This window comes from Ensifer sp. LBL (assembly GCF_050435225.1).
GTDB lineage: Bacteria > Pseudomonadota > Alphaproteobacteria > Rhizobiales > Rhizobiaceae > Ensifer.
In genome coordinates, this window is the sequence record NZ_JBNDJY010000006.1 from 413343 (window position 1) to 425921 (window position 12579).

Annotated in this window: 10 protein-coding genes and 1 tRNA gene; 5 read left to right on the forward strand and 6 right to left on the reverse strand. The window is 62.9% G+C overall.

Going from position 1 to position 12579, the window contains the following annotated elements; translation table 11 throughout:
• Positions 1–45 precede the first annotated feature (45 nt).
• The gene (locus OKW20_RS25045) at positions 46–768 is read right to left on the reverse strand and encodes an SDR family NAD(P)-dependent oxidoreductase (protein WP_429176520.1); all 723 of its coding nucleotides are present in this window, start codon (positions 766–768) and stop codon (positions 46–48) included.
• A gap of 112 nt (positions 769–880) precedes the next feature.
• On the opposite strand from OKW20_RS25045, the gene OKW20_RS25050 reads away from it, so the two are divergent.
• Positions 881–1783, forward strand: a complete 903-nt coding sequence (locus OKW20_RS25050) for a LysR family transcriptional regulator (RefSeq protein WP_429176523.1) — start codon at positions 881–883, stop codon at positions 1781–1783.
• Between the two features lie 7 nt (positions 1784–1790).
• Here OKW20_RS25050 and OKW20_RS25055 read toward each other — a convergent pair whose 3' ends face one another.
• Both OKW20_RS25055 and OKW20_RS25060 read right to left on the reverse strand, forming a co-directional pair.
• Positions 1791–2327: a GNAT family N-acetyltransferase gene (locus OKW20_RS25055; RefSeq protein ID WP_429176525.1), complete on the reverse strand. Its 537-nt coding sequence runs from the start codon at positions 2325–2327 to the stop codon at positions 1791–1793.
• A 54-nt stretch (positions 2328–2381) separates the two neighbouring features.
• A tRNA-Arg gene (locus tag OKW20_RS25060) sits at positions 2382–2458 on the reverse strand.
• A gap of 240 nt (positions 2459–2698) precedes the next feature.
• On the opposite strand from OKW20_RS25060, the gene OKW20_RS25065 reads away from it, so the two are divergent.
• The 4 genes from OKW20_RS25065 (at position 2699) to metH (ending at position 9194) form a co-directional block, all read left to right on the forward strand.
• Complete coding sequence (locus tag OKW20_RS25065; protein ID WP_192450917.1) at positions 2699–3595, forward strand: ROK family protein; 897 nt, start codon at positions 2699–2701, stop codon at positions 3593–3595.
• A 5-nt stretch (positions 3596–3600) separates the two neighbouring features.
• Positions 3601–4095 carry a heme-degrading domain-containing protein gene (locus OKW20_RS25070; protein ID WP_043614812.1) on the forward strand — a complete coding sequence of 165 codons (495 nt, stop codon included), beginning with the start codon at positions 3601–3603 and terminating at the stop codon, positions 4093–4095.
• Between the two features lie 9 nt (positions 4096–4104).
• The gene (locus OKW20_RS25075) at positions 4105–5259 is read left to right on the forward strand and encodes an AGE family epimerase/isomerase (protein ID WP_429176577.1); all 1155 of its coding nucleotides are present in this window, start codon (positions 4105–4107) and stop codon (positions 5257–5259) included.
• A 164-nt stretch (positions 5260–5423) separates the two neighbouring features.
• Complete coding sequence (gene metH, locus OKW20_RS25080) at positions 5424–9194, forward strand: methionine synthase (RefSeq protein ID WP_429176529.1); 3771 nt, start codon at positions 5424–5426, stop codon at positions 9192–9194.
• Positions 9195–9242: 48 nt separating this feature from the next.
• Here metH and OKW20_RS25085 read toward each other — a convergent pair whose 3' ends face one another.
• The 3 genes from OKW20_RS25085 to OKW20_RS25095 are packed head-to-tail and all read right to left on the reverse strand — an operon-like array spanning position 9243 to position 12562.
• Positions 9243–10070: an alpha/beta fold hydrolase gene (locus OKW20_RS25085; protein WP_429176531.1), complete on the reverse strand. Its 828-nt coding sequence runs from the start codon at positions 10068–10070 to the stop codon at positions 9243–9245.
• 34 nt (positions 10071–10104) lie between these two features.
• A complete protein-coding gene (locus OKW20_RS25090) occupies positions 10105–11127 on the reverse strand; it encodes a DUF1254 domain-containing protein (RefSeq protein WP_429176534.1) in 1023 nt (340 codons plus the stop codon).
• A gap of 16 nt (positions 11128–11143) precedes the next feature.
• On the reverse strand, positions 11144–12562 hold the full coding sequence (locus tag OKW20_RS25095) for a DUF1254 domain-containing protein (RefSeq protein ID WP_429176536.1): 1419 nt from the start codon (positions 12560–12562) through the stop codon (positions 11144–11146).
• Positions 12563–12579 lie beyond the last annotated feature (17 nt).

Below are 12579 nucleotides of genomic sequence, written 5' to 3' on the forward strand. Positions count from 1 at the left end.
TGTTTTCCCCTGCGCTGTTCTGCGCCAGCGGCGGGTGCTACCGCTTTACCATTTGCCCAGATGCGCGCCGCCGTCGACGTTCAGCACCTCCCCGGTGATGCGCGGCGCCCGGGTCAGAAACAGGACGGCATCCACGATCTCTTCGACGCTGGAGATGCTGTGCATCGGCGAAAGCGTGTTGAGGAAATCCCGCGGATTGTCCTTGTGCAGTGGCGTGTCGACGACGCCCGGCGCCACGACGTTGACGCGGATTCCGTCCCTTGCGTATTCCATGGCGATGTTCTTCGAGATGGCGTTGATGCCGCCCTTGGTCAGCATGGCGACCGAGGCGTTCATGCCTGCGATCGGGCGATCGGCAAGCGGCGTCGTGATGCTGACGATGCTGCCGCCTCTTTTCTGGGCCAGCATTTGCTTGATGACGAGTTGGGTCGTGTGGAGGAACCCCTCGATGTTGGTGGCGCTCAGGTGCCGGTAGTCGTCAGTGGTGTAGTCGACGAAGGGCTTGGTGAAGAAGATGCCGGCATTGTTGACCAGCGCGCCGATCGAGCCGAAGCGGTTGATCGCCGTTTCCACCACGCGTTTCGCCGTCTCCGGATCGGCGATATCGCCGTCGACCCGCGCCAGCCGGTCCGATTCTGTTATTTCGCGCGATCGGCTGACATTGCGCGAGGTTGCGACGACGCTATAGCCCTCTGCCAGAAAAGCGTTTGTGAGGCCCGCGCCGATGCCCTGGGATGCACCGGTGATGATGGCGACTTTGTTTGTCATCTGATCTCTCCGTGGATGGACGGTTTCGGTGAGATCAATATGGCTGCTGCCAGATTGTGCGATTAGGCGGAAATATCTGGAATTACTTTTCCAACGATGCAAAAATCATCCAATGGTCGACCTGAACGATATCGCGGTCTTTGCCGCCGTTGCCCAATTCGAGAGTTTCAGCCGGGCGGCACGTTCGCTCGGCATGCCGGTCTCCACCGTCAGCCGCAAGGTCACGACCCTTGAGGCGCAACTGGGCGTCACGCTCATCCAGCGCACGACGCGCAAGCTCAGTCTCACGGCGCAGGGCCGCGCCTATTATGCGGAATGCGGCGAACCGCTGAAGCAGCTTCGCGATGCGGAGCGGGTGCTGAGCGAGGCGCAGAGAAGGCCGGAGGGGTTGCTGAGGGTCACTGTTCCCATGACCCTCGGGCAGCCGCCCTTCTTCGATTTCCTGTCCGCATTCATGAAGACCTATCACGAGATCGAGGTCGATCTGCTCGTCACCAACATGTTCATGGACCTCGTTGCCGAAAACATCGACGTCGCGGTGCGGTTCGGTGAATTGCGCGATTCGTCGCTTGTCGCGCAGCGCCTGGGCCGAAGCTCCCACTTCCTGGTGGCCGCGCCCGACTATCTCGACCAACATGGCACCCCATCGCGCCCCGAGGACCTGAGCGGCCATCGCTGCGTTCTGGTCAATGCGCGGGGCAACGAGGCAGAATGGCATCTGGTCAAAGGTGGTGAAACGGCCAGGCTGCGTGTGAGCGGAGCGGTGTCGGTCCATGACATCCAGTCGGCGAGCGCCATGACCGAGCGTGGCCACGGCATAGGCCGGTTGCCGCCGATCTTCTGCGACAGCCTGCTTGCGAGCGGCAAGCTCGTGCGCGTGCTTCCGGGTTGGTCGGCGCCGGATGTCTTTGTGCATGCGGTCTATCCGACGCGGCGCTTCCTGCCATCGCGGCTGCAGGTGTTTCTGCAGGAACTCAAAGCCTGGCGCGGCCCGGCGTGGCAGCCGCTTCGATGAGCGTGCGTTAGGGCACGATCTCTTCGAACTTCTGCGCAAAGATGCTGAAGCCGGCGCGGCGATAGGTAGCCTGCGCCTTGGGATGATCCCATTCGTCCGTATGTAGCCAGATCCGCTTTGCACCACGGTCCCAGGCGGCGCGCAGCGCGCTATCGAGCAGAAATGGCCCCAGCCTTTGGCCGTAAACATCCGGGATCAGGCCGAAATGGGTGAGCTCGACATCCTTGGTATCGGCGCGGTCGAATTCGCAAAGCCCGACCGCGCGGCCATCCAGCCGGAGGATGTAGAGGTTCGTCGAGGGGCTGCTGAGAAAGTCGTCGAGAGTGGCTTTGGGCATGCGCAGGCGCTGATCCCAGCGCAATGGTTCGCCGACGGCGCGATAGAGCGAAAGAAATGCGGCGGCATCCGGACGTTCGGACGTAACCACCGCGTGCGCGATCGGTGCCGGAAACGCGTCGCCCGCCGGGCGCTCGAGCATTTCCATATAGGTCACGAGCAGCTGGACCGTGTTTTCTCCGGAGGGGGTAGCTTTAATGTCATCCACGGCGTCAGCACGGCGCGCGCCGCGTCCAGTTCGATTAACAGGGGTCTTGGAGAATGGTGATCCCGCCGCGATTCGAACGCGGGACCCCCAGATTAGGAATCTGGTGCTCTATCCTGCTGAGCTACGGGACCACTTGGATAGCACCCATACAAAAGCAAGGGCTCTTCGCCAAGTGTTTTTGCGTGCGTGCCCGAGGAAATGCGGGCGGCCCCGTCTCCTCGGGGCGGGATGTTGCATGCGCCGGCAGGCTTGAAAACGACGATGAAACGGGGGCTGGTCTTCCACGTCTTCCGAATGCTAAGCAAAGCAAGCGCCGGCCCGAGGAAGCTGGCGCTCCCCATTGAGACCTTCATCAGAGACCTGATCCAGATATGTTCATCGGAATAGATTGGGGCGGCACGAAAATGGAAGTCATCGCGCTCGGCCGCGATGGCGAAACGCGCGCCCGTCATCGCGTCTCGACCCCGACCAGCGGCTATGACGATTGCATTCGCGCCGTTCTCGATCTCGTTGCCGCCGCCGAGCAGACGGCGGGCGAACAGGGCTCGATCGGCATCGGCATTCCCGGCAGCCCCAATCCGCGCACCGGTATCGTGCGCAATTCCAATGCGGTGCTGATCAACGGCAAACCGCTTGGTCGCGACCTCGAAACGGCGCTTGGCCGCCCGGTCCGGCTTGCCAACGACGCCAATTGCCTGGCGGTCTCGGAGGCGGTCGATGGCGCCGGCAAGAATGAGCACGTGGTCTTTGGCGTTATCGTCGGCACCGGCCATGGCGGCGGCCTTGCGATCGACAAGAAGGTGCATGCCGGCTACCAGGGCGTTGCCGCCGAGATCGGCCACTATCCGCTGCCATGGATGACGAAGGACGAATATCCCGGCCACAAATGCTGGTGCGGCAAGCACGGCTGTCTCGACATGTATGCCTGCGGTACTGGCGTCGAACTGGACTACCGTCTCACGACCGGTGTTGAAAAGCGCGGGCGCGACATCATCGAGGCAAAGCGGGCGGGCGACCCGGTGGCAACGGGCGTCTATGAGCGCTTCGTCGACCGGCTGGCGCGCAGCCTGGCGCTGCTGACCAATATCGTCGACCCGGACGTCTACGTGCTTGGCGGCGGCATGTCGAATGTCGACGAGATCTATCAGGACGTTCCGCCGCGCGTGGTCAATTACCTCTTCGGCGACACGTTCGAAACGCCCATTCGCAAGGCCTTGCACGGCGACAGCTCCGGCGTGCGCGGCGCGGCCTGGCTCTGGAAGGACTGAACCCCATGAATATTGACAAGGACCTCGCCCGCATCGCGCGGCAGGAACAGGAATTGCAGTTCGAGCGCTTCGATCTCGATACGGCCTGGGAGCTTGGCACGCTGCTGCGCAAGATGGCGGCTGAGCGCAAGCTTGGCGTCGTCATCGACATCACGCTCTTCTCGATGCAGGTGTTTTATGCCGCGCTCGACGGGGCGACGCCTGACAATCCGAACTGGGTGCGCCGCAAGCGCAACACCGTGTTCCGGCTGTTCAAGAGCAGCTACGCCACCGGTCGCGAGCTTGCCAAGGCACAGACCAATCTGCAGGCGAAGCTCGGATTGGCCGATGCCGATTATGCAGCGCATGGCGGCAGCTTCCCGATCGTCGTCAAGGGCACCGGCTGTATCGGTGCCGTCACCGTATCCGGCCTGCCGCAACGCGAGGACCACAACATGGTGGTCGAAGCGCTCTCGGCCTTGCTCGGCAAGGATCACGGCGCATTGAAGCTCGAGGACTGAGAATTGGCATTGGATATTCTTTCGCAATCACGCGTGCTGTCGGATTGGCTGGCGGACAAGGCTCTGCCGCTCTGGCGGGACAAGGGCGTGGATCATTCAGGCGGCTTCGTCGAGACGATCGATATGGCGGGCGAGCTGACCCGCGCCAACCGGCGTGCGCGCGTTCAGCCCCGGCAGGTTTACTGCTTCGCGGAAGCCGGCCGGCGCGGCTGGACAGGCGACTGGCGGGGTGCCGCCGAAGGCGGGCTTGCCTATTTCGATCGCGTTTTCAAGCAGTCGAGCGGCTTTTACGGTGCGCTCGCCGATGCCGACGGCAATCTGCTCGATCCGTCATTCGACCTCTACAACCAGGCTTTCGCGCTGCTCGCCTTCGCCTATCTGGGCGAGGTCGTGCCGGCCCGCAAAGCCGAGATGATCGAGCGCAGCAATGACCTTCGCGCGCGGATAGAGGCGCACGTCAAGCATCCGGTTGCCGGCTTCGAGGAAGACAATCCTCCGCGCCTGCCGCTCTGCTCCAATCCGCATATGCACCTCTTCGAGGCGTGCCTGGCGAGCGAGACGGTCGAGGGCTTCGATCGGGTGGGCTGGGCAAACCTCGCCGATGAAATTGCGCATCTGGCGATGGATTACTTCATCGATGCCGAGAGCGGTGTTTTGCGTGAATTCTTCGATCATGACTGGGCGCCGATGGCAGGCGACAAGGGCCGTATCGTCGAGCCTGGTCACCTGTTCGAATGGGCGTGGCTGCTTTTGCGCTGGGCGGAACGCCGCGGCAGTGCCGAGGCGATCGTCAAGGCGCGGCGGCTGTTCGATATCGGCGAGGCGCACGGCATCTGTGCGAACCGCAACGTTGCGATCATGACGCTTCTCGACGACCTGTCGGTCGCCGATCCGATCGCGCGGCTCTGGCCGCAGACCGAGTGGCTGAAGGCGGCCGTTCGCTTTGCCGCACTCACCAACGGTGCCGAGCGCGAGCGTTATCTTGCTTCGGCCGCACGTGCAGCGGCGGCCCTCCAGACGTTCCTGGCGACGCCGGTTGCGGGCCTTTGGCGCGACAAGCAGCAGGCCGACGGCAGCTTCGTCGAGGAGCCGGCGCCGGCGAGCAGCTTCTACCACATCCTTTGCGCCATTTATGAAACCGAGGACTGCCTGGCCCGGCTCTGATTTGCCGATCCAGAGTTCGCTCTCGTTGTGGCCCGTCGCAATTGCGGCGGGCCATTTTCTTTGCTCCGAGGGGCAAATGTGATTGCTTCATATGTTGACATAAAGATATCTTTATGTGACTGACTTGGCTTCGTGTTTGTCGTTTTCAGAACGGGAGATTTCCCATGTCCGCCATCGACGCCCTTTTCGGCGATGTTTCCTCCAAGCCGGATGGCTCCGAGATCAAGCGGGCGCTGGCCCAGGCTGCGCGCGAACGCATCCTGATCATGGATGGTGCGATGGGCACGGAGATCCAGCAGCTCGGCTTCATCGAGCAGCATTTCCGAGGCGACCGATTCGGCGGCTGCGCCTGTCACCAGCAGGGCAACAACGACCTTCTGACGCTGACGCAGCCGAAGGCGATCGAGGACATCCACTACGCCTATGCGATCGCCGGCGCCGATATCCTCGAAACCAACACCTTCTCCTCGACCCGCATCGCCCAGGCCGATTACGGCATGGAGGACATGGTCTATGAGCTCAACCGCGATGGCGCCCGGCTGGCGCGCCGCGCCGCCAAGCGCGCAGAGGCCGAAGACGGCCGCCGCCGCTTCGTCGCCGGCGCACTCGGGCCGACAAACCGCACGGCGTCGATTTCGCCCGACGTCAACAATCCCGGCTATCGCGCCGTCACCTTCGACGATTTGCGCGTCGCCTATGCCGAGCAGATCCGCGGCCTGATCGACGGCGGCGCCGACATCATCCTGATCGAGACGATCTTCGACACGCTGAATGCCAAGGCGGCGATCTTTGCGACCAAGGAAGTCTTCGCGGAGAAGGGCATCGACCTGCCGGTGATGATCTCCGGCACGATCACCGATCTCTCGGGCCGCACGCTGTCGGGCCAGACGCCGACCGCTTTCTGGCACTCGGTGCGCCACGCCGAACCCTTCACCATCGGGCTCAACTGTGCGCTCGGCGCCAATGCCATGCGCGCCCATATCGACGAACTCTCGGGCGTTGCCGATACCTTCGTCTGCGCCTATCCCAATGCCGGCCTGCCGAACGAGTTCGGCCAGTATGACGAGACGCCGGAGCAGATGGCGGCGCAGGTGGAAGCGTTTGCGCGCGATGGGCTGCTGAACATCGTCGGCGGCTGCTGCGGCTCGACGCCCGCCCATATCAGCGCGATCGCCAGGGCGGTTGCCAAGCATCCGCCGCGCGAGATCCCCAAGGTCGAGCCGCTGATGCGGCTCTCCGGCCTGGAGCCGTTCACGCTCACCTCTGACATTCCCTTCGTCAACGTCGGCGAGCGCACCAACGTCACCGGCTCGGCGAAGTTCCGCAAGCTGATCACTGCCGGCGACTACTCGGCAGCGCTCGATGTCGCGCGCGACCAGGTCGCAAACGGCGCCCAGATCATCGACATCAACATGGACGAAGGCCTGATCGATTCGAAGCAGGCGATGGTCGAGTTCCTGAACCTCGTCGCCTCCGAGCCGGATATCGCCCGCGTGCCCGTGATGATCGATTCGTCGAAATGGGAGGTGATCGAGGCGGGCCTGAAATGCGTTCAGGGCAAGCCGCTGGTCAATTCCATTTCCATGAAGGAAGGCGAAGAGGCGTTCCTGCACCACGCCCGGCTTTGCCGCGCCTATGGCGCCGCCGTCGTCATCATGGCCTTCGACGAGGTCGGCCAGGCCGATACGCAGGCGCGCAAGGTCGAGATCTGCACCCGCGCCTACAAGCTGCTGACGGAGCAGGCCGGTTTCCCGCCGGAAGACATCATCTTCGATCCGAACATCTTTGCTGTTGCGACGGGTATCGAGGAACACAACAACTACGGCGTCGACTTCATCGAGGCGACGCGCGAGATCATCAAGACCCTGCCGCATGTGCATGTGTCGGGCGGCGTCTCGAACCTCTCCTTCTCGTTCCGCGGCAACGAGCCGGTGCGCGAGGCGATGCACGCGGTGTTCCTCTACCATGCCATCCAGGCGGGCATGGACATGGGCATCGTCAATGCCGGCCAGCTGGCCGTCTACGACGCGATCGATCCGGATCTGCGCGAGGCCTGCGAGGACGTGGTGCTCAACCGCCGCGCCGATTCGACCGAGCGCATGCTTGAGATCGCCGAGCGCTATCGCGGCCAGGGCGGGGCTCAAGGCCGCGAGAAGGATCTCTCCTGGCGCGAATGGTCGGTGGAGAAGCGCCTCGAACACGCACTCGTCAACGGCATCACCGAGTACATCGAGGCCGATACCGAAGAAGCGCGGCTTGCGGCCGCCCGGCCGCTGCACGTCATCGAAGGCCCGTTGATGGCCGGCATGAACGTCGTCGGCGATCTCTTCGGGTCCGGCAAGATGTTCCTGCCGCAGGTGGTGAAATCCGCGCGCGTCATGAAGCAGGCGGTTGCCGTTCTGTTGCCGCACATGGAGGCGGAGAAGCTTGCCAATGGCGGCGAGGCGCGCCAGAGCGCCGGCAAGATCCTGATGGCCACAGTCAAGGGCGACGTGCACGACATCGGCAAGAACATCGTCGGCGTCGTGCTTGCCTGCAACAATTACGAGATCATCGATCTCGGCGTCATGGTGCCTTCGGCGAAAATCCTCGAAGTGGCGCGCGAGCAGAAGGTGGATATCATCGGCCTCTCCGGCCTGATCACCCCGTCGCTCGACGAGATGGTGCATGTCGCCTCCGAACTCGAGCGCGAAGGCTTCGACGTGCCGCTTCTGATCGGCGGCGCGACCACCAGCCGCGTGCATACGGCGGTCAAGATCAATCCGCGTTACGACCGCGGCCAAACGGTCTACGTCACTGACGCCAGCCGCGCCGTCGGCGTCGTTTCGAGCCTGCTGTCGCCGGAAGCGCGCGACAGCTACATGGAGACGGTGCGAGCCGAGTACCGCAAGGTTGCCGACGCCCATGCCCGCAACGAGGCGGAAAAGCGCCGTCTGCCGTTGTCGCAGGCCCGCGCCAACCAGCACCGGATCGACTGGTCGAGCTACCAGGCGAAGGCGCCGTCTTTCCTCGGCACGCGTGTGTTCGAAAGCTGGGATCTCGCCGAACTCGCCCGCTATATCGACTGGACGCCGTTCTTCCAGACCTGGGAGCTGAAGGGCGTCTACCCGAAGATCCTCGACGACGAGGCACAAGGGGCGGCGGCCCGGCAGCTGTTCGACGACGCGCAGGCGATGCTCAAGAAGATCATCGACGAAAAATGGTTCGCGCCGAAGGCGGTCGTCGGCTTCTGGCCGGCCGGTTCGGTCGGCGACGACATCCGGCTGTTTACCGGCGAGGATCGCGCGTCAGAGCTTGCGACCTTCTTTACGCTCCGCCAGCAGCTTTCGAAGCGCGACGGTCGCGCGAACGTGGCGCTCTCCGATTTCGTCGCGCCTGCCGATAGCGGCTCCAGCGACTATGTCGGCGGCTTCGTCGTGACGGCCGGTATCGAGGAAGTGGCGATCGCCGAGCGCTTCGAGCGCGCCAACGACGATTATTCGTCGATCCTGGTCAAGGCACTGGCGGACCGGTTTGCCGAAGCCTTCGCCGAGCGCATGCACGAATACGTGCGCAGGGAACTCTGGGGTTATGCGGCCGACGAGACGTTTACGCCCGTGGAGCTGATTGGAGAGCCCTATGCCGGTATCCGTCCGGCGCCTGGCTATCCGGCCCAGCCCGATCACACGGAAAAGGCGACGCTCTTCCGCCTGCTCGACGCGGAAGCAACGATCGGCGTCAGCCTGACCGAAAGCTATGCGATGTGGCCGGGTTCGTCGGTTTCCGGCCTCTATATCGGCCATCCCGAAGCCTATTACTTCGGTGTCGCCAAGGTCGAGCGCGATCAGGTCGAGGACTATGCCGAGCGTAAGCGCATGCCGGTGCGCGAGGTCGAACGCTGGCTGTCGCCGATCCTCAACTATGTACCGATGCCGGAGACCGAAGCGGCCGAATAGCGTCGCCGGAGGGCGTGGTGACGAGCCGATAAGGGCTCGTCACTGTCGTCATTGCGCGTTGCCTTCGGGCTCGTCGTCGAGCGCGACCAGAAAAGCTGTGAGCGCGGCATTGAAGCGATCGGGCCGCTGCAGCGGTGCGAAGTGGCTGACGCCATCGAGAAGGATGAATGCGGCGCCGGGAATGCTGTGGGCGAGATGGTCTGCATGCTCGTGCCTGATGAACTCGTCGTTTTCGCTTTGGACGATCACGACCGGCACATGGATCTTGCCGAGATCTTCCGCCGTGTAGTTCGGCTCAGTCCTCTGCATCTCGCTGACGGCATCGACGAAGGCGCTGAAATCGTCAGGTGTTGCCGACAGCGCGCGGTAGTCTTCAGCATGGCGACTGAAGCAACGGTCGAGCACCGGGCTCGGCTCGATGTCCTTGGTGCCGCTTGGATCCATGTTGCAGGCGAAGAAGAAGACGCCGCTGACGCGTTCCGGCGTCTGTGAAGCGAGGGTGAGCGCGATGCAGGCGCCATCGCTCCAGCCGGCAATGGCGGCCTTCTGAATATCCAGCCTGTCCATCACGGCAAGCACGTCCGCCGCCATCAGTTCGTAGGTGTAGGGCTTTCGGTCGCGGGTGCTGCGGCCATGGCCGCGGCTGTCTATCAGGATGACGCGGCGGCCAGTCTCAAGCAGGGCCGGGACCTGAAAGCCCCAGTTGCCGCTGTGGCCAAGGCCGCCGTGCAACAGGATCACCGGCTCGCCCGATCCATAGGTTGCATACCAGATCCGTGCGCCGTCACGCTCGACATGGCCTTCAACCGTTGCTGCGGGCAGGGGCGTTGCGCCATGCTCGGCGAAGGCCGCTAGGTTGTCATCGCTGTGTTCCATGCATGTGGCCTCCGCTGCCCGATTCACGCCAAGTCTAGTTTACCGGCTGCGGCTCGGGGAAGTGCCAGGTGCCATCGAGGATTTCCTTGCGCGGCCGGTAGAGCCGCACCGTGTAATTCCAGCCATCGACCACGGGCAGGCAGTTGGCGATCTTGCCATCGCAGCCGCCGAACTGGATCGAGACGCTGCCGTCGTCGGCCTTTTTCGCGGTGACGTTGTTAATCGCATAGGCGTTGTAAGCGTTTTTCTCGTAGAAGCCTTGCGCGTCGTAGACGCTGACCGACCAGAAGGCATCGACCGGTACATCCTTGACATTGAGCTTGTAGATGGTCTTGCCGTCGTTCTTGGCGGGCGTGATGTTGAGATAGGTCGCGTCCTTGTCCGGGTTGCCGCCCCAGCCGGTAGCCGTGCCGATCAGGTGGCGGACCGGGTCGACCTCCTGCCTGGTGCCGAAGGCCTTCTTGAAGTCGGGCATGGTCGAGCCGAGGACCAGCAGCGCCTCGCGCACTTTCTTCTGGCTGGCGGGATCCCAGGCGGGAATCTCGAACTTGCCTTCCTTGTCCTGTTTGAACTTGATCGCATCCTGCAGGGCATGGACTTCGGCAAGGTCTTTTGGATCGGCCGGGTCGACGAGGGTGCGGATGCCGACGACCACGTAGCGCGTGCCGACCTTTTCCTTGGTCAGCGTCGTTTCGCCGGCGCCGTAGACCACCTCGGGTACATAGTGATCCTCGTTGATCACCTGCATCGACATGAAGCGTTTTCCCGCGTCCGGCAGGGTGATGGTGACCGGCCCGGCATCGAGATCGAACACGGCCGACGAATAGAGTGTGTCGCGGTTAAGGCGGATAACGGTCTGATTGTCGATCGAGGCTGGTTCGCGCCTGTGCAGGAATTTGCCGAAGGCGCCGTCCTTGACCATGCTCGCCGCATACATGTCGCTTTCGGCGCGAATGAAGTTGTCGACACCGACGGTCACCGGGTCGGCGGCGGAGGAGGGGGTTGTTCCAGCGATCAGCAGCGCGCCGGCTGCGAAGAGTGAACGGGCGTGCATCATTATCGGGTTCCTTTGATCAGTTGGTGCGCTGCATCGGCGGCGCTTTCCATTTACCGTCCAATGCGTCCGGCTTTGGCCAGTAGAGCCGCATGGCCGTGAAGAACGGGCCGCTTGGCGCCGGCAGCCAGTTTGCTTCCTTGTCAGGTCCAGGGCTGTCGTGCTGGATGTAGAGCGTCACGCCACCATCGGCATCTTTTTTCAGCCCCGCAAGCATCGGCGAGTTGACGAGGTAGCGGTTTAGCGGGTTGGCGTAGAGCAGGCTGGCTGGCAACTCATAGAGTGTGAGCGACCAGAAGGCATTGACCGGTGGCAGTTGCCCGGGCTCGAAGCGCAACGTGTACCGGTTTTCGCCCGAAAGCGGCTTCTTGTCGTCGCTGGTGAAGTAGGCGGGATAGACCGCCTCGTCCTTGGAGTTACCGTAGATGCCGAGCGCCGCGCCCGACATGCGGTCGAGATAGCGGCCGTTGAGATACTCGCGCGTGCCGAAGCTGTCACCGCTGGTTCGCTTGCCGGTGTCGAGTTCGGTTTCCTTGTATTCCTTGAAGGCGGCCCAGGCGTCAGCCATGCCAGCTTCGATCGCCCGCTGCATCTCGGCGGGGAAGGTTGCGAAATCAAAACTCTTGTCGGCTCCGACATTGATCTTGGCGAAGCGTTCCATCAGGTCCGTTTCCGACGGATTTGTCGGGCAGAAACCGAGGACGAAGTTGAGGACCTTGAAGAACTCCGGGGAGGTCTTCTCTTCCTCGGGACTCAACGGGGCGATGAAATCGACGACCGGGGCTGGCGTCGGTGCCGGCTGGCCGAGGAAGCTCGACAGCGGCTCGACCTTGTAGCCCGCCTGGATCTTCTTGACGTTCTCGATGTCGGCGGGATCGAACATCTGCGTGCGGTAAAGCACGAAAGCGAATTCCGTTTCCGAACGGATCACCGCCTTTATCCCCGGCGGGGTATCGCCTTTCCAGCCCGGTCCCGCCAGCAGGTAACTGCCGGCCTCGCTGCCGGTGGCGCGGCTGCCGACATAGGCGAAATTGAACGTGTACATGTCGATGAACTGGAGCGAGTAGTAGCGCTCCTTCTCGACTGCCGGCACTGTCAGGACCAACGGCTCGGCACGCAGGTCCGCGCCGAGGAAGGAGTAGGGCGTATCGGAATTTGGCGTCTGGATCGCCTTGTCCTCGGGCGTGTAAACCCGTGCGGTGTTGTTGAGCGTATTCCAGCCGCTCTTGAACTCCGCACCGCCGCGATCGACGAAATAGGAATGCTGCACCCGATAGCTGTCGACGAGCGGGAAACCGTAGATATAGGCATCCTTGGCGATGGCGCGCGCCTCTTCGGCCGTGAGGCCGCTATCGGCAGCGCCCGCATCTGTCATTCTGAGTGCCGGCAGTGCCGTTGCAAGCGCGCCGAGCATCAGTAGTGACCGTCTTTTGAGCATGGCATATTCCCTCGGAT

Bases quoted from the DNA above. Each gene is read 5' to 3' on its own strand.
- OKW20_RS25045 (WP_429176520.1), bottom strand. From the start codon at position 768: ATGACAAACAAAGTCGCCATCATCACCGGTGCATCCCAGGGCATCGGC.
- OKW20_RS25050 (WP_429176523.1), top strand. From the start codon at position 881: ATGGTCGACCTGAACGATATCGCGGTCTTTGCCGCCGTTGCCCAATTC.
- OKW20_RS25065 (WP_192450917.1), top strand. From the start codon at position 2,699: ATGTTCATCGGAATAGATTGGGGCGGCACGAAAATGGAAGTCATCGCG.
- OKW20_RS25070 (WP_043614812.1), top strand. From the start codon at position 3,601: ATGAATATTGACAAGGACCTCGCCCGCATCGCGCGGCAGGAACAGGAA.
- metH (WP_429176529.1), top strand. From the start codon at position 5,424: ATGTCCGCCATCGACGCCCTTTTCGGCGATGTTTCCTCCAAGCCGGAT.
- OKW20_RS25085 (WP_429176531.1), bottom strand. From the start codon at position 10,070: ATGGAACACAGCGATGACAACCTAGCGGCCTTCGCCGAGCATGGCGCA.
- OKW20_RS25090 (WP_429176534.1), bottom strand. From the start codon at position 11,127: ATGATGCACGCCCGTTCACTCTTCGCAGCCGGCGCGCTGCTGATCGCT.
- OKW20_RS25095 (WP_429176536.1), bottom strand. From the start codon at position 12,562: ATGCTCAAAAGACGGTCACTACTGATGCTCGGCGCGCTTGCAACGGCA.